General features: G+C 56.8%; 13 protein-coding genes. 10 read left to right on the plus strand and 3 right to left on the minus strand.

Annotated elements, in window-relative coordinates; all coding sequences use genetic code 11:
- Positions 1-2: 2 nt before the first annotated feature.
- From GXX82_14455 to GXX82_14470, 4 genes are all read left to right on the plus strand, one after another.
- Positions 3-332, plus strand: a complete 330-nt coding sequence (locus GXX82_14455; GenBank protein NLT24238.1) for an HU family DNA-binding protein — start codon at positions 3-5, stop codon at positions 330-332.
- Between the two features lie 297 nt (positions 333-629).
- On the plus strand, positions 630-1001 hold the full coding sequence (locus tag GXX82_14460) for a hypothetical protein (GenBank protein ID NLT24239.1): 372 nt from the start codon (positions 630-632) through the stop codon (positions 999-1001).
- A 254-nt stretch (positions 1002-1255) separates the two neighbouring features.
- Complete coding sequence (locus tag GXX82_14465; GenBank protein NLT24240.1) at positions 1256-1729, plus strand: pentapeptide repeat-containing protein; 474 nt, start codon at positions 1256-1258, stop codon at positions 1727-1729.
- 101 nt (positions 1730-1830) lie between these two features.
- Positions 1831-3249 carry a nicotinate phosphoribosyltransferase gene (locus tag GXX82_14470; protein NLT24241.1) on the plus strand — a complete coding sequence of 473 codons (1419 nt, stop codon included), beginning with the start codon at positions 1831-1833 and terminating at the stop codon, positions 3247-3249.
- Positions 3250-3302: 53 nt separating this feature from the next.
- Here GXX82_14470 and GXX82_14475 read toward each other — a convergent pair whose 3' ends face one another.
- Positions 3303-3752, minus strand: a complete 450-nt coding sequence (locus tag GXX82_14475) for a universal stress protein (protein ID NLT24242.1) — start codon at positions 3750-3752, stop codon at positions 3303-3305.
- Positions 3753-4063: 311 nt separating this feature from the next.
- On the opposite strand from GXX82_14475, the gene GXX82_14480 reads away from it, so the two are divergent.
- From GXX82_14480 to GXX82_14495, 4 genes are all read left to right on the plus strand, one after another.
- Complete coding sequence (locus GXX82_14480; GenBank protein ID NLT24243.1) at positions 4064-4717, plus strand: PAS domain S-box protein; 654 nt, start codon at positions 4064-4066, stop codon at positions 4715-4717.
- 9 nt (positions 4718-4726) lie between these two features.
- Positions 4727-6673: a hypothetical protein gene (locus tag GXX82_14485; protein ID NLT24244.1), complete on the plus strand. Its 1947-nt coding sequence runs from the start codon at positions 4727-4729 to the stop codon at positions 6671-6673.
- 129 nt (positions 6674-6802) lie between these two features.
- A complete protein-coding gene (locus GXX82_14490) occupies positions 6803-7687 on the plus strand; it encodes a hypothetical protein (GenBank protein NLT24245.1) in 885 nt (294 codons plus the stop codon).
- 213 nt (positions 7688-7900) lie between these two features.
- Positions 7901-8227 carry a hypothetical protein gene (locus GXX82_14495; GenBank protein NLT24246.1) on the plus strand — a complete coding sequence of 109 codons (327 nt, stop codon included), beginning with the start codon at positions 7901-7903 and terminating at the stop codon, positions 8225-8227.
- Positions 8228-8274: 47 nt separating this feature from the next.
- Here GXX82_14495 and GXX82_14500 read toward each other — a convergent pair whose 3' ends face one another.
- A complete protein-coding gene (locus GXX82_14500; GenBank protein NLT24247.1) occupies positions 8275-8622 on the minus strand; it encodes a hypothetical protein in 348 nt (115 codons plus the stop codon).
- A 545-nt stretch (positions 8623-9167) separates the two neighbouring features.
- On the opposite strand from GXX82_14500, the gene GXX82_14505 reads away from it, so the two are divergent.
- Positions 9168-11105: an acyl CoA:acetate/3-ketoacid CoA transferase gene (locus GXX82_14505; protein NLT24248.1), complete on the plus strand. Its 1938-nt coding sequence runs from the start codon at positions 9168-9170 to the stop codon at positions 11103-11105.
- A 118-nt stretch (positions 11106-11223) separates the two neighbouring features.
- Here GXX82_14505 and msrB read toward each other — a convergent pair whose 3' ends face one another.
- Complete coding sequence (gene msrB, locus GXX82_14510; GenBank protein ID NLT24249.1) at positions 11224-11832, minus strand: peptide-methionine (R)-S-oxide reductase MsrB; 609 nt, start codon at positions 11830-11832, stop codon at positions 11224-11226.
- A gap of 465 nt (positions 11833-12297) precedes the next feature.
- On the opposite strand from msrB, the gene GXX82_14515 reads away from it, so the two are divergent.
- A complete protein-coding gene (locus GXX82_14515) occupies positions 12298-16368 on the plus strand; it encodes a beta-lactamase family protein (protein NLT24250.1) in 4071 nt (1356 codons plus the stop codon).
- Positions 16369-16613: the final 245 nt, after the last annotated feature.

The raw sequence follows: 16613 nt of genomic DNA on the forward strand, positions 1-16613 counted from the left end.
GTATGACCAAGGCAGAGTTAGTTGAGAAGATCGCGGCAGAGATCAAGATCTCCAAAGCGGCAGCGGCAAAGGCACTTGCGGTGGTCACAGGCAGCATCACACAGGCAATGAAGAAAGGCGACAAGGTGACCCTTGTTGGGTTCGGTACGTTCTCTGTTGCCAGCCGTGCGGCCCGGAAGGGAAGAAACCCCCGGACAGGAAAAGAGATCAAGATAGCCGCGAAAAAGGTTCCCAGGTTCTCCGCGGGAGCAACGCTGAAGGCTGTGGTCAACGGCAAGGCGATCGCGAAACCGGCCAAGAAGAAACCGGTGGCCAAAACGAAAAAGAAATAGATCACGTGGAGCGGGCCTTCGGGCCCGCTTCTTCCCCCTCCTTTTTTTATGCCCCTGGCGCTTCTCTTCAGCAGCGTACCCCCGTCTAAAAACCTTGTGTTGCAAGCACTGTTGACATTTTCAGGGAACAATTATACCATGCTGATATCATCCACGATCATCGTTGCTCGTGCAAACCTGGTGGAGTGAAGGATCCGGGAACATGAAGCATGTCCCACGAGTCAGTCCTCATTCATGGGCGTGTTGCATTCAGAAAAATGACGGGACTCAATCACACACTGGAGGAGGTGTAATGATATGAAGAAAGCATTGGTGTTTTTCTTTGCGGTCGTGATCGGGATCTGCTTCGCATCCACGGGGTTTGCACAGGAGACCTCCGGGCCTGCCAAGCAGCCGAAGAAGCTGCCGAAGGGAAGGTACGTGAAGACGAAGAAGACGCAACAGACCGGGACAGCGTCCGCCGCGCAGCAACCGGCCCAGGCGGCGACGCCCGCGACGCCCGCAAAACCCGCGACGCCCGCGACGCACGTTACGTCCTCGTCGTCCACGGCACCCACGAAAGTGCAGGATGGGACCGTTGGACCCGGCAGTACCGAGGGGAAGAAGCTGGCCAAGGGAAAGTACACGAAGCAGAAGAAGAGTACCGGCGGAGGTCCCGCCGGGCAATAACCGTCCGAAACAAAGCAGGCAGGCAAGCGAATACCCGGAGAATTGTTTCAGAAAAAAAGAAGGGGGAAGAGATTCCCCCCTTTTTTTATCTCTTCCCTCGCCCTCTCGGGTTCCTCCCGGTCAAACTGGAATGTCCGTTTCATTTTTCCTGTTCTCGGGGAAATACCTGCTCAAAATCAGGGAAACCCCGATTGCTATAGTCTTTGACGAGGTCTAGACTTTATACAGCTTGGTCCGAAGGAGAAGATGCCATCATGGAGCTGACACAGATAACACAGGATGAGCTGGAAATGATCCTCTTCAGGCATGAGCGATGGACGAAAGGCGGCGGTGAGGGTGCGCGCGCCGATTTCTCCGGCATTGACCTTTCGGGCATTGATCTTTCCGGTGTCAGGCTTTGCGGGGCCAATCTGACCTTTGCCAGGCTTTGCGGGGCCAATCTTATCGGCGCCGATCTTTCCCGCGCGAACTTCATAGGGGCCGATCTCAGTCACGCCAGGCTCACCGAGGTCGACTTTTACCGCGCCAACCTGTACCGCGCGTTCGTCATGAATGCCAATCTTACCGGCGCACAGCTGAGCTGCGCCAAACTCGCCCGCGCCAGCTTCGTTGGCGCCGACCTTACCCGCGCGGACCTCACGGATGCCAATCTGACAGGCACCGACTTCACAAACGCCACGTGGATCGACGGAACAAAGAGAACATCGGCGTCCTCTGGCTGTCTCTGAGAACTCCGCGGGCCCCCATCCGGCGAAGAAACCATTTGACGCGCGGGAACGGTCGGAAGTAGGCTTTATACTGTACCGACAACGTGGCACAAGGACGCGCGATGAACAAAAAACCTGTTCTGGATCTTACCGCGACATATACCGACCTGTACGAGCTCACCATGGGGCAGGCCTATTTCCTGACCGGACGAAAGGATGAGCCCGCCGTATTTGATTACTTTTTCCGCAAGAACCCTTTCAAGGGCGGATACACGATCTTCGCCGGCCTGTCGGACCTGCTGGCCGTCCTGGAGGGCTTTCGCTTCAGCAAGGACGATCTCGATTTTCTGAAAGGCCAGTCTTTTCATCGGGACTATCTGGCCTATCTTAAGGGCTTCCGATTCAGAGGCACCATTTATTCTCAACGGGAAGGCGATGTGGTATTCCCGACGCGCCCCATCCTGAGGGTCGACGGCGACCTGATCGAGACCCAGCTCATCGAGACCGTGCTGCTCAACATACTCAATTTTCAGTCGCTCATCGCCACCAAGGCAAGCCGGATGCGCCTTGCCGCGGGAGATGGCGTGCTCATCGATTTCGGCTTGCGCCGCGCGCAAGGATTGGGTGGGTACCACGCCAGCCGAGCGGTCGTCATCGGCGGGTTCGCCGGGACCAGCAACGTACGGACGGCACGGGACTACGACCTGCAGGCATTCGGCACCATGGCGCATTCCTACGTGCAAAGCTGCGAGAGCGAGATCGAGGCCTTCCGGAGCTTCGCCGCCGCCCGCCCGAATGATTGCGTGCTGCTCGTGGATACGTACAACACCCTGAAGAGCGGCATACCCAACGCGATTACGGTGGCAAGGGAAATGGAAAAAAGGGGTCATCGACTGAAATCTGTCCGCCTGGACAGCGGGGACCTGGCCTACCTGGCCAAGCGAAGTCGTGTCATGCTGGATGAAGCGGGATTACACTACGTCAGGATCGCCGCGTCCAACCAGCTCGACGAGTATGTCATCAGAAGCCTTGTGGCGCAGGGGGCGCCCATCGACACTTTCGCTGTGGGAACCAACCTGGTCACGGGACAACCCGATGCCGCCCTTGATGGCGTCTACAAACTCGCGTGGACCAACGGACATTCGGTCATCAAGCTCTCGGAGACCGTCTCCAAGATCACCTTGCCCGACAAGAAGCAGGTATGGCGGGCCATCAATGGTCAGGGACTGTTCCTGGGCGCCGATGTGATCGGATTCGATGATGAAACGAACATTGACATCATGCACCATCCATTCGAACCCCATAAGTCTTTGGCCCTCCATCCTTACGAGATCGAGCCGTCACTGCAACTTGTCATGGCCAAAGGCAAGATCGTCCATGATCCCCCTGCCCTGTCCCAAACGGTGCAATACAGCCGCGAACGCCTGGCGATGCTCCCCGCGGAGTACAAACGCTTCGAAAACCCGCACGTCTACAAGGTGGGTATCAGCGGCAGACTCAAGGCCCTAAGGGACAGCCTGGTCGCACAACACGGAGGATGATCGGACGAGACACCGTCCTCGCGAGAGAACGGGACATCCCTGAAGACGGGTCTTCATTTCGTCAGCAACACAGGGCAGTTGGAACCCTTGAGGACGTTGCGGGCAACGCTACCCATCAAATATTTCGAAATGTTCGATCTCCCGAGAGACGCGATAACGATCAGGTCGATCCCCTGCTCTTCTCCTTCCTTCAATATCTCGTCGTAGGGAACTCCCCAGCGGACATGCGCGGTCGCTTCGACCTCCGTGGACTGCGGGAATCTGCCGAGCTGCGCCTGCAGGCTCTCCCGGGCCGAATCTGTCGCCCTGTCCCGGATCTCGTGGCGTACCTTCTCTTCAAGGAAGACCACCTCCAGGCCGCTGCGGTAAATGTCCTCGGGAAGAACATGGAGGAGGATGAGCTTTGCCCTGTATTGCTTCGCTATGTCCAAGCCCTGCGCCAATGCCCTGTCGGAATGCTCCGAAAAATCAGTCGGTACCAGGATCCTCGTTGGTTTCAGCATCTTCCACCTCCTTGCGCCGTCACTGTCTATCTCTAATTATAGCAGCGCCCGGCCACGCTTTGGGGATTCGGGGAACCCTCCATATCTTTTCATTACCATAAGCATCGATCAGCACCCGCCGGAATGTTCCCGGAAAGAACAGCGCATGGGTTGTCCACTCTCTGTTGTCAATCCGCGATAAAGACGTTATGATGAGGTGAGCATGTCTCCATCTGCCCACCGGGAAGGCGAATCCGGGAGGGTTCGAACATACGGTGACCGAAAAGGGCCGGTGTCGAGAGGGCAGGAGGTGGGGGCCGGGGAGGAAGGCCATGGACCCGAAAAAGGATGAACTCGACCCACGGAGAATGGAAGAACTCCTCAGGGATGAGATCGCACGGTGGCGGCTTCTGATCGAGCAGTCACGGGACGGGATCGTTGTCCTCGATCAGAATGGCCAGGTGTATGAGGCGAACAGGCGGTTCGCGGACATGCTCGGCTACTCCATGGATGAGGTCCATCAGCTCTACGTGTGGGATTGGGACCACGAGTTCTCAAAGGAGGAACTGCTGGGGATGATCAGGGCGATCGACCCCGCGGGCGATCACTTTGAGACCCGGCACCGTCGACAGGATGGCGCCATAATCGATGTGGAGCTCAGCAACAACGGGTGCGTCTACCGGGGACAGAAGCTGATCCTCTGCATATGCAGGGACATAACCGAGCGGAAGCGGACCGAAAAGGAACGGGAGGAGCTTATCGCCGAGCTTCAGACGGCGCTGGCGGAGATCACGACCCTGAGGGGGATCATCCCTATATGCTCCAACTGCAAGAAAATAAGGGACGACAAGGGGTACTGGGAACAGGTCGAAACCTACGTCTCCAGGCACACACCGGCCGAGTTCACCCACGGCCTCTGCCCGGAATGCGTGGGGAAGCTCTACCCTGAATTGACCGTGGACCCGGACGCTGACAAGGGGGAATAGGAGCAGGTAATGATGGACAGGAAACAAAGGACCATATGGATAGGTGTGATAGGGACGATAGCCCTTTCCCTTTTTTGCTTCGCCGCGTCCGCCCAGTCTCCGGGTGACCTCGAGCAGAAGGCGCGGCAGCTTGAGCAGGACCTGCAGGGCACAACGGACATGAACAAGCTCATGGAGGCGTATCGGGATGCCATGCAGACGATGGATGACGCCATGAGGAGAGCCGGCGGGGTCACCGGAACGCAGGCTATGCCCATCCAGCCGGCCACGACACCGGAAAAGGAAATGGAGCGCCGCCGCGAGATCATCAACAGGCAGTACCAACAGGCGAAAGGCATGATGGGCGGTCTTCAGGGAGGCGCTCAGAAACCTCAGCTTCCTGAAGCCTTTCCCCTGGAAGGGTACATTGTGGTCAACGGGGGAGAGAAAGAGCTCTTCTCCCGTGAAGTGAAGACGGACCTTCTCTACACGATCAAAGAGGGGTTCGTCGGCAATCTGATCGTCACGCACACCTACGATCCGGTGAAAGGACAATTCGACAGGGAAAAGGGGTACGAGATCCATTCCCTGTCAACGAAGATCAACGTGTCGGGCGTGATGGGAAAGAAGTGTGTGCGCAGGAGCTCATATTCGTCATCGTCCTGCACCGGCTGGGCCCACTTCCTTCGTTACGAGATCTCGAAGGGAGAGCGTTACCCGCAATTCTATGCCGAGGTGGTGAGCGCCACCCCCGCTGAAAACGGTCATATCAAGCTCACGGCCACCGCGCCCAAGGTCACCTTCCTGGGTGATGACGGAAAAACGAATCTGGGGATGGGATGTTTTGATGCCACGTGGACGCTAAGCAGGCCGGAGTTCGAACAATTGCTCAAAGTGGGCGAGGTGACGCTCCGCAAGGACATCGGCAGGCCGATGGGGCCCTCGCCCGGTTGTCGTCCCGGCTCCACTATGACGCTCTATCTCAAGGTCAGGGAGGAGCCCGAGGAATGCAGGGACATGAGATCGGTGGAGCTCGTCATCGTCAGTCCTGAAGACAGGAGCAGGCATGTCTTCAGTGACGAGTACCTCTTAAGCGAAAACTCCAACAAACTTACCCTGGAGCTTGAGGCGAGGACGGTACCGGAGCGGTATGCCGATTCCGTCGAATGGACGATTCCCGAGATAGAAGGCTCCCATCGAACCATTACGCCCGTATCAACATCATCAACCCCGAAGGGGAGAAAATTCACCGTTGTCTACAAGGGATTGCCCGAGGACAACAACGAGTTCGGCAGGAAGACGGTGAAGGCGACCCTGAAGGTGGATTCATGCAAGATAGAAAAGACACGAGAGGTGCAGTTCTTCTATCCCAGGGATGAAAAGAACAACCCCGAGGGAAAGTATCCCAACTGGTTCTATTACTGGAAGCAGACCCCTGCGGCACGGCCGTTCGGACAGAACGTCAGGATCGCGTATCAGTGCGAAGGGATCCCGGGCGACAAATGCCAGTGTGTCAACCGTGGTGTTATCGGCCAGTACAATCCCTACTATTCCGGCTACAAGACCATTAACGTCTGCAACCTGAAGACGAACACCTGGAACCCTGACACATTCTACGTGGAACTGCCCGCGATCAAACGGTCAATACCGTCAACGCTCTCGGGGAGGAGATTCTTGAGCTATACCTACATCGACACCTTCGCTGTCGATGTCATGCATGAGTTCACCCACTTCAATAATTTTCACACCTTCTGGCCCGACGGCTGGAAAAGCGCCGAAGACACCGACAAGGACGATGTTCCTGACCGGCTCGAGGAAGGACTGGGTTTTCGTCCGGGAGTGAAACAGACGTACTGGCAGGATGTCGACCTCAATGGCGACGAGGAGCTGCTGACGCTCGAGGCCACCTACGACTACCGGGTGGGGACATTCGACGAGTACGACTGGGCAAGACCGGGCAAGAACTGGCCCAAATGAACAACAAAGCCGCGGGCTTCCCCGAAAAGCCCCGCGGCTCCTTATTGACATCTTCGGGGCAGAGGAATACCATTTGCCTAATACCACCAAAAGCATCATGGCCCGGTCAGGCCTGGTGGAAGGAGGAATGTGAGAGCGCAAAGGATTGCCCCAAAGCTGTTCCTCTTCCTTTGTCTGGTGGTTTTCGCCGTCTCCACCACCGGGACAGTACACGTTGCTCCCGCCCGCGCCGGCAACACATCGAAGGTGTACTGGCACTTCATCTTCAAGGCCTTCGTCCATATGCCGGACCGCAATGCCGTCGAGTGGGCCTGGGTAACGATGGTGGAAATGCCCAAGGAGAAGGCATTCCCCGCGGAAGCTCAGACGGCCCGGCAATACGGGGGCACCCTGCAGGGAACTGTCCTTGCCTTTGTTCGGGGAGCTGCCTGGCGTTCTTCACACCGCTATGAATTGGATGATCGCTGTCATGACCGTCCGGCCAAGAAGATCATCTCCTGGGAGGACAGCGACAGCGACAGCGTTTTTTGCGCGGGGCAATTGTATGAGCCCCAGCCATACAGGGATGGGACAGGCAGGGTCATACTGGGCCGGGAGATGTTCAGCCTGGGGTTCACCAATCGCAGGGTCCTCCATGAGGACGGCAGGTGGGAAGACCTGAAGGCAGAGGCACAGGTCTTTGTGGGCGCGATCACTGTCGAAGGCAGATCCGGGGAAAGAACCAAGGGGCGTTTTCATCTGCAGGAGGTCAACTACCGTGACAACCTGAAGCATTACAGGTCCTGCGGGAAATCCTGGGTCGAGCAGTACAACACGGGCTTCAGGCATTTCGCCGTGCAGAACCTCAGGGACATCGTTGTGGATATCGGCCAGTCAAACTGGGGCGCCGTCAATTACGGCTTCCAGAACAGGAATCAGATCCTGTACAACTACGATCGCTCAACATCCCGGGAACATCCGCACTGGAAACAACGGTACGAATGGGTATACCCCATCATCGATACAACAGAATAAGGAAGGTCCTTGCATCTCCCGTCAGTGACCTCCGTGAGCACGCCATCGGTGATCATTACTGTTCGTTCGGATCTGGCGGAAGAAGGAATGTCAAAATGTACAGGGTTTCCCTTTCTGTCCCCTTGATGGGCGGGTCGACTTGCCTTTTCCGCTGGTCCTCCCTACATTATGAGTGACTGTAGTCGAATACACCTGCAGAAGGAGGAACGGGCGATGGATAAGCAATGGTCGTACAAAGGCTATGGGATCAGCGAAGGCCTGAGGCCGGGAAGCAAGCATTTTCAGTACTTCTATGTTGTCTCCGAAGGGAAAAAGAAGAAGTGCCACTATTGCGTGTGGATAGTGGATGAAGCCCTGACTCGCTTTGACCGGTCGGGAGACTATGCTTCCATCGTGTCTTCCCAGAGAGACAAATGGAACAAATGGGTCGAGGCGAAGATCGATTCCGGGGATTTCGGCAACAAGGTCCTGAAGTATGACCCTGACGGCGAAAAGGAGATCGATCTGTCGGAAATGACGGCCCATCTGTCGATGGACTAGGTCCGCCGGCATTAAGAACGAGCGTCCCTTCAATACCGGAGATTGATTCACTCCTTTTGATGGAGTTGAGAACGCAATTTTTCTGCGCATTCCGGGCAATAGGTATGGGAAAAGTCCACGCCTGAATGATTTCTTATGTATTCTTCCATCTGTTCCCAGCCTCCCTCATCGTTGCGTATTCTCTTGCAGGAAGAACAAATGCGGAGCGACCCGCTTAAGACTCTGGCATGAGAAAGCGCGATGCCCGTCGCGTCCGATGACTGAACCTGGCTGGCGCGTAAGACTTCCTCCATCTTCTTGCGTTCGCCCTCCGATCGCTCCAGTTCCTCGACTCTCTGTCTTAACAGTGATATCTCGTTGATCAGTTCCTGACGTGTCTTGAACGAATCTTCCATCTGGCCTTCCTATCGTAATGAGTGGTACCTATCGTATTATATAGATCACGCTCCACATAGTGGTATATGATTGATATCACATAGTAAGTAAAAACTAGTAATCTCATTTTACATGTAGAATTGGTTTACAGGCGAAAGGGGCGTGGGGGCCTTGTGCCTCTGTCCCATTCTCCTTTGCCATCAAAACACGGAGGGCGCGCTTCTTGTTGACATTTTCAGGAGAGAGGAATAGCATTGCAGTAATACACCATCCGTGATCGTTGTTGATTGTTCCGACCTGGCAGAAGCTGATTAGCAGGTGTTGATCCTCATATTCGACGGGCGGCACAGGGGCCTCGCACTTGATACCTTCAGAATGCCCATAACGCTTTGGGAGAATGACACAAGAGGGACCCGGGGATCGAGTTATTCGCTTATCAGCGAACGCCTCTCGTGTATCCCGCGCGTCCCCGGAAAAAAAGGATGAAAGGAAAGGAACAATAGCAGGGGGTGGATCCGTGAAACAGGTAAAGCATCCGATGCTTGATCCCATGACGGCCATGCGCTTGAAGAAGGGCAAGATCGTATCCGCCGCGGAAGCCATCGACCTTATCCGTGATGGTGACACCATCGTAACGGCAGGCTTCGTGGGGGCCGGCTTCGCGGAAGAGCTTGCGATAGCGCTGAAAGAGAGGTTCCTGAACACAGGTACGCCGAGGAATTTGACCCTCACCTATCCGGCGGGCCAAGGGGACGGCGAAACCAAGGGGCTCAATCATCTTGCCATCGAAGGCCTCGTGGGAAGGATAATCTGTGGGCACACGGGGCTCACCCCCGGACTGGGAGACCTGGTGAACGCCAATAAGATCCTTGCCTACAATGTTCCCATGGGAGCCCTGGTCCAGCTCTTCAGGGATATCGCCGCGGGCAAGCCGGGGAACCTGACGCATGTGGGGCTCGGCACCTTTGTCGATCCCAGGGTCGACGGCGGCAAGCTCAATGAGTTGACCAAATCCAGGGGAGAGGATATCGTCACGGTGATGAACGTCGATGGAAAGGATTACCTTCTCTACAAGGCGTTTCCCATAAACGTGGCCTTTCTCCGCGGCACGACGGCAGACTCTGACGGCAACATCACCATGGAGAAAGAAGCGCTGACCCTTGACGCCCTCGCCATGGCCACGGCGGTCAGGAACTGCGGAGGCATCGTGATCGTGCAGGTCGAACGGCTGGCAGATCGCGGGACACTCAACCCCCGCCTGGTGAAGGTCCCCGGAATCCTCGTCGACTGCGTGGTCGTGGGCAAACCCGAGAATCACTGGCAAACATTCGGCGAGCCCTATAGTCCGGCATTCAGCTGTGAGATCAGGGTACCCATGCAGAGCATCCCTCCCATGGAAATGAGTCCGCGGAAGATCATTGTCAGGCGCGCCGCTTTTGAACTGAAGCCAAACAGTGTCGTGAACCTTGGGATCGGCATGCCCGAAGGGGTTTCCCAGGTGGCTCACGAAGAGCGGATACTGGAATACGCGACCCTCACCGCTGAATCCGGATTGATCGGCGGGCTTCCGATGGGAGGACTCAATTTTGGGACCGGTGTCAACTGCGACGCGCTCATCGATGAGCCCTATCAATTTGACTTCTACGATGGAGGCGGCCTCGACATCGCGTTTCTCGGTATGGCGGAGACAGACGCTGAAGGCAACGTGAACGTCAGCAAGTTTGGTCCGCGTTTTACCGGTCCAGGAGGTTTCATAGACATCAGCCAGAATGCCAAGAAGGTCTGTTTCGTCGGGTTGTTCACGGCCGGGGCCCGGATCTCGGTGGAAGACGGTGCGTTGAAGATCAACCAGGAAGGCAGGGAAAGGAAATTCGTCCGGAAGGTCGAGCACAAGACCTTCAGCGGAAAGCACGCGGCAGGCAAGAAACAATCCGTGTTGTATATTACCGAGAGATGTGTCTTCTCGTTGTGCGAGGAAGGCCTCGAACTGATCGAAATAGCTCCAGGAATTGACCTCAAAACCCAGGTCCTGAGGGTCATGGATTTCGAGCCCATCATGCGCACGCCACCAAGACTCATGGACGAAAGGATCTTCCGGCTCGCCCCCATGGGAATCAAGGAAGACCTCCTGACGATTCCGATGGAGGATCGGTTTGCGTACCATGCGGCGGACAACATCTTCTTCATCAATCTGGAGAACTATTACATGAAGACCAGTGAAGAGATCAAGAAGATGAAGGAGATCGTGGGGCGGATACTGGAGCCGATCGGCAAGAAGGTTCACACCATCGCCAACTATGACAACTTCAACGTCTCCCCGCACCTGCTGGATGAATACGTGGAGATGGTCAAGTATGCGGCAGGATTCTACGAGAGCGTCACCCGCTATACGACCAGTGCCTTTCTCAGGATGAAACTCGGCGATGAACTCGAAAAGAGAGGCGTAGCCCCTCATATTTATGAGAGCAAAGAAGAGGCCCGAAAGGCCCTGGCAGGCGGCTAGGCCGCGTGGATTCTCCGCTCTCCCTCTATCTCTTTCTGGATCAATTGCGTCTCATGTTTGAACTTGAACTCCATCCTTTCCGTTACAGTCTTCTCCGGTCGGACTTTGGGTACACACCTTATTGCTTTTCGAAGAGTTTCTTGTATTCCCCGTAGCCCTCTTCCTTGAGATCGTCTTTCGGGACAAACCTCAGGGCGGCCGAGTTCATACAGTACCTGAGGCCCGTTGGTGCCGGCCCATCCGTGAACACGTGGCCGAGATGGGAATCACCATGCTTGCTCCGCACCTCGGTCCGGGTCCCGAGGATCCCCCGGTCTTCCCGGGTAACGATATTGTCCGGATCCAGTGGTTTTGTAAAGCTGGGCCAGCCGGTTCCGGAATCATACTTGTCGAGTGAGCTGAACAGCGGCTCTCCCGACACGATGTCGACATATATGCCCTCCGCCTTGTTGGCGTTGTATTCGTTCCGGAAGGCCGGTTCCGTCCCCTCTCTCTGCGTCACCTCATATTGAAGGGGAGTAAGCTGTTTCTTCAGGACCTCATCACCGGGTTTCTTGAAATTCCTCCAGTCGACGGGTTGCCGCTGTCCGGACCTCTCGCCCTGGTATCTTTCACCTGCCGCGTCCTTCACGATGGCCTCCTTCTGCAGTTCTCCCACACCGGGATTCTGACAACCATAGGGGATAAAGAGAATAACCGCGATCACGATAGAGGATAGAATCTTCATTGTTCCTCCCTTTGATTGGGTGCAATATAATCATTTTCCCCTTGCATGCAAGACGTGCGTCCCCAGAGCTACGGGGAAACATCTTGAGAAGTTTTGGACTTTTATCTCTTCCCGGAAGTAATTGGCGGCTTCGGGAACGCCCTACACATTTTCACATTCGCCTTCCGTGCAAGATCAAAGGAGCATCGTGCAGACATTGAGCCCGGAGTTCCGAAAAGAGGCGCGGCCGTTCTTGATATTCTCGGGGGAGAGGGATAACATCTGCCTGATACCACCAACAACCATCATTGCTCTTTCAGACCTGGTAGAAGAGAGAATGTGAAGATGTGAAGGGCCCCAAAATACCACTGGGGCTTTCGTACCTTCCGGGACGACCCTTTTCAGATTGACGAGCCTGTATGCATATTTTATACTCCTTAATACCTGACAAATCCTGAAGGTTCACAAAGATAGGGGGACGAGTGTATGAGGAGCGCCAAAAACCTGTCGACGGTTGGTTGTTTCCATTTCCTGTTTCTTGCGTGCCTTGCGCTGATCGTGCTCGCTCCTGTGCCGGTGCGCTGCGCAGACTTTCCTTACACGGCCACGATCGCCGAAGGACGAACGGCGGTCAAAGAAGTCATGGAGCAGACCGGCGCGTCTTCGGTCTCCGTAGCCTTTACCGATGGCGACAGGCTTGTCTGGACCGAGACCTTTGGCTATGCCGACCGGGCGTCGGGGACGCTGCCAGCGAAGGAAACAATGTATTGCATCGGGTCGACGAGCAAGATGGTGGCGACGATAGCCGTCATGAGGCTTGTGGACCAGAAGAAGGTCTCCCTCGACGCGCCTGTTGCGGACTACATAAGATCATTTACGATGCTCTCCCCGGGATACCGCAAGATCACGGTCAGGATGCTCCTCAACCATTCAGCGGGGTTTCCCGGAACGGATGAGCGCAACGCCGAGACCACGTCTCCCCTGACCTTCGACTATTCCGCCCAGATCCGCGAGACCCTCGCCGCCGGACGGCTCAAGCACGACCCCGGCTGCATGAACATCTACTGCAATGATTGCTTCACCATGGTGGAACAGCTCGTAGAGGCCGTGACGGGCAAGAAGTACGCGCAATTCGTCCATGACGAGATCTTTGCCCCGCTGGGGATGACGCACAGCCGCTACCCCCTCGGCTATTTCCCCGAAGGGTCCTTCGCCGTGAGATACGATAGGGACGGCGCACTGCCCCAGCTGTTCCTCAACACGGGGGCCTCCGGAGGCCTCTATTCGACGCCGACGGACGTGGCGAAGCTTGCAATGATGCTCGCCGGCGGGGGGATAACGGCGAATACGCGCATCCTCTCCGAGGCCGCCGTGACCGAGATGGGCAAGGACCAGACGCTTTCCACCTTTAACCCGGTCAGGCAGGACGGGATGAGCTTTGGTCTGGGGTGGGACACGGTGCGCCAGCCGGGCCTTCGCGCCGTCGGGGTAACGGGCTGGCAGAAGGGAGGAGACGTCCCCTTCTACGGCTCTGTTATGTCCGTCGCACCGAAGGAGAGGCTGGCTGTCGTCGTCCTCGGCGCATCGGGTCGATTCGGCTCCGGCAGCGCGACGATCGTTGCCGAGAGGATTCTCCTGAAGGCCCTCGCCGAAACGGGCAGGATAGCATCTATGCCGGGGCCTGTCGCAACGAAGCCGGCCCCCGCGAAGAAGTCATCCGGTGATGAGGCCGATTCATCCGGCGGTTATTATGCGAACAACAGCACTCTCCTGAAGGTGAAGGCCGGTCCCGGCGGATCGCTCGACATCGTCACGTATGATGCCGCGAAAGGCAGCTGGAAGGATTGGCTCGTCGGCGTCGGTCTTCGCGAGGATGGATACTGGTCGACGGACGCCGCCGCCTCGCCGGCCGTATCGTTTGTCAAGGCCGAAGGGCGGTCATACATGGTTGTCAGGATGGCGAAGGGATACGGACACTACACCGATTCCTTCACCTATGCCCAGAAGGTCGGCCCCACCTCGAAGCCACAGGCCGCATGGAATGAAAAACGGCTGGGGACCACGTGGCTTCTCGTGAACGAGCATCCGGACTTTATCGATAAATGGAAGACACCGGTCTTCAGACTGCGGTCTATCGATGGAATGATCTTCGCCGATTGGGCGGACCTGCAGATCGTCGATGCCTCCACAAGCGACGCCAGGGCCGTCATGACCCTTCTTATCCCACAGTCCAACGGGACGGGGCTCAACGACGTCGTAATCGAGACACGGTCCGGCGAGGAATGGGTGCGCTTCGGAAGCTATCTCTTCCGTCCCGCACAGGGAATCGGTGTTCTTAAGCCCGGTGATAACCCCATCGCCCCTCCCGCCGGACAGATGTCGGAATGGCGCCGGTACGATGTGGGCGACAACCCGGCGAGGGTGAACATCGTACCGAATGGAAAGGACGGACAGTGGAAGATGTACGACGGGAGCTTTGCGCTCATCCACAAAGGGGCGGGCGGGAAGAGCATGGAACTTGCCGCCGGCACGTACTATTTCCTGTGCCACGACCCCGCAAACATCAGGATCACCCCCGCCGCAAAGGTGGTCTACAAGGCTACCATAGCCGATGCCGAGGCCGCCGTCAATGAGGTGCTCAAGAAGACGGGTGCCTCATCGTTAGCGATGGCTCTCGTTGACGGCGACCGGCTCGTGTGGACAGAGGCCTTTGGTCTTGCCGACAGGGAATCGAAGACGGTGCCGAAGAAAGAGACGCTGTACGCCATCGGGTCGACGAGCAAGATGTTCGCCACCGTTGCCGTCATGAAACTCGTGGACCGGGGGCTGATCTCCCTTGATGAGCCCGTCGTGAAGCATCTCAAGTCTTTCCGGATGCTTTCTCCCGAATACCGGCAGATCACGGTTCGGATGCTGCTCAATCATTCGTCGGGATTTCCGGGAACCGATTATCGGAATGGCTTTACAACGACGCCTTTCAAGGACTATTCGGCACAGGTCCTCGAGACCCTTGCCACCTTGCGGCTCAAGCACCCGCCGGGATATCTCAGCGTCTACTGCAACGACGGTTTCACCGTTGTGGAGCAGCTCATCGCGTCTGTGACGGGAAAGAGTTATCCCCGGTTCGTTGAAGATGAGATCTTAAAGCCTCTCGGTATGAAGAACTCGAGGTATATGCTCGACTATCCCCCCGAAGGGAGCACCGCAAAACGCTACGACGGGAAAGGCAGGGAACTGCCCTTCATGTTCGTCAACGTTCTTGCCTCGGGCGGCCTGTACTCAACGCCCTCCGACATGGCCAGATTCGCCATGATGCTCATCGGAAAGGGCAGGCTTGGTGACACCCGCATCCTGTCGGAAAAGGCAGTCGCAGAAATGGCCAAAGACCAGACCCTGGGGAGCTTCAACCCTGTCAGATCCAATATGGTCAGCTATGGGCTCGGATGGGACACGGTGCGCCAGCCGGGATTGGGGGCCGTCGGCGTGACGGCCTGGCAGAAGGGCGGGGCCATCCCGTACATGAAGGCGCTCTTCACCGTCGTTCCGGACGAGAGGCTGGCGGCCTTCGTCGTCGGTGCATCGGGGAATTTCGGCTCCGATGACACCATCGTGCTGATGGAGCGACTTCTCCTTAACGCCCTCGTCGAGAAGGGACGCATCGCGTCGGTTCCTTCCCCCCTGAAAGGAAAAGCCCTGCCGGAAAAGACGGTCTCCCCTGCGGAGCTCCGGTCTTTCGCCGGCTGCTACGGGCGCAGCGATTCCTTGCTGCGCGTCAGCAGAGGTCGTGGTCAAAGCCTGAGCATCTACCGCTACGATCCCGAAAAGAAGAGATGGGGCGCCTGGCAGAAGGGACTCACGATGCGCTCTGACGGTTATTTCGCTTCGAAGGCCGATCCCTTGCAGGCCTTTGCCTTCAGGACCGCGGACGGACGGCAGTACCTGATCAACCACTCTGTTGCCGGATACGGCCATTACCGGGACAGCGAGGTCATTGGCCAGAAGGTCCCGTCTGCGGCGGCCCTGCCGGCCTCGTGGAAGAAGCGTTTGGCGCGGCACTGGCTCATATCAAATGACAACCCCACTTCCGACGAATGGGAAGCCCCCGTCGCCGACCTTGCGAACTACAGGGGTCTGCTCCTTTCGAGCGGTTCGCAGGTCGTCGACCCCACTTTGAGCGATTCCCGGGCCGGCATGGTGCTCGTTATTCCTCAATTGAAAGGCAGGGACCTCAACGATCTTGTTATCGAGAACCGGGCCGGCGACGAATGGCTGCGCCTGGGCAGCTACCTTTACCGGCCCCGCGAGACTGTTCAGAAACTCGCCCGGGGCGAAACGACGATCGTGCTCGGTCCTGATGGAAACAGTGAGTGGCGTGTCATCGACCGGCTAAACAAGGCGAAGACGCTGACCATTTCCCCTGACCGGCCCGACGGCTCCTGGAGACTCTACGATGCCAGACTGAAACAGCTCGAGAGGGGAAAGGGAAAAAAGAGTCTGCCTCTTGCCGGCGGTACGTATTATCTCCTTTTCCACGATAATGCCAGGGTGATTTTTTGAAATGGTCCCATGAGGAGGGTGAACGGACTTTGGGGACATCCCTTCACATCTTCACATTCGGCAACGATGCCAGACCAAAGCAGCATCCTGTAGGCATTGAATCCGAAGACCCGAAAAGAGGCGCGGCCGTTATTGACACTCTCGGGAGGGAGGGGTAACGTCTTCCCAGTACATCGACAATCATCGTTGCTCGTCAGACCCGGCAGAGAAAAGATGTGAAGGATGTCCCCAGGGTTCCACTCATC

The sequence above is a fragment of the Syntrophorhabdus sp. genome, from assembly GCA_012719415.1.
Taxonomy (GTDB): domain Bacteria; phylum Desulfobacterota; class Syntrophorhabdia; order Syntrophorhabdales; family Syntrophorhabdaceae; genus Delta-02.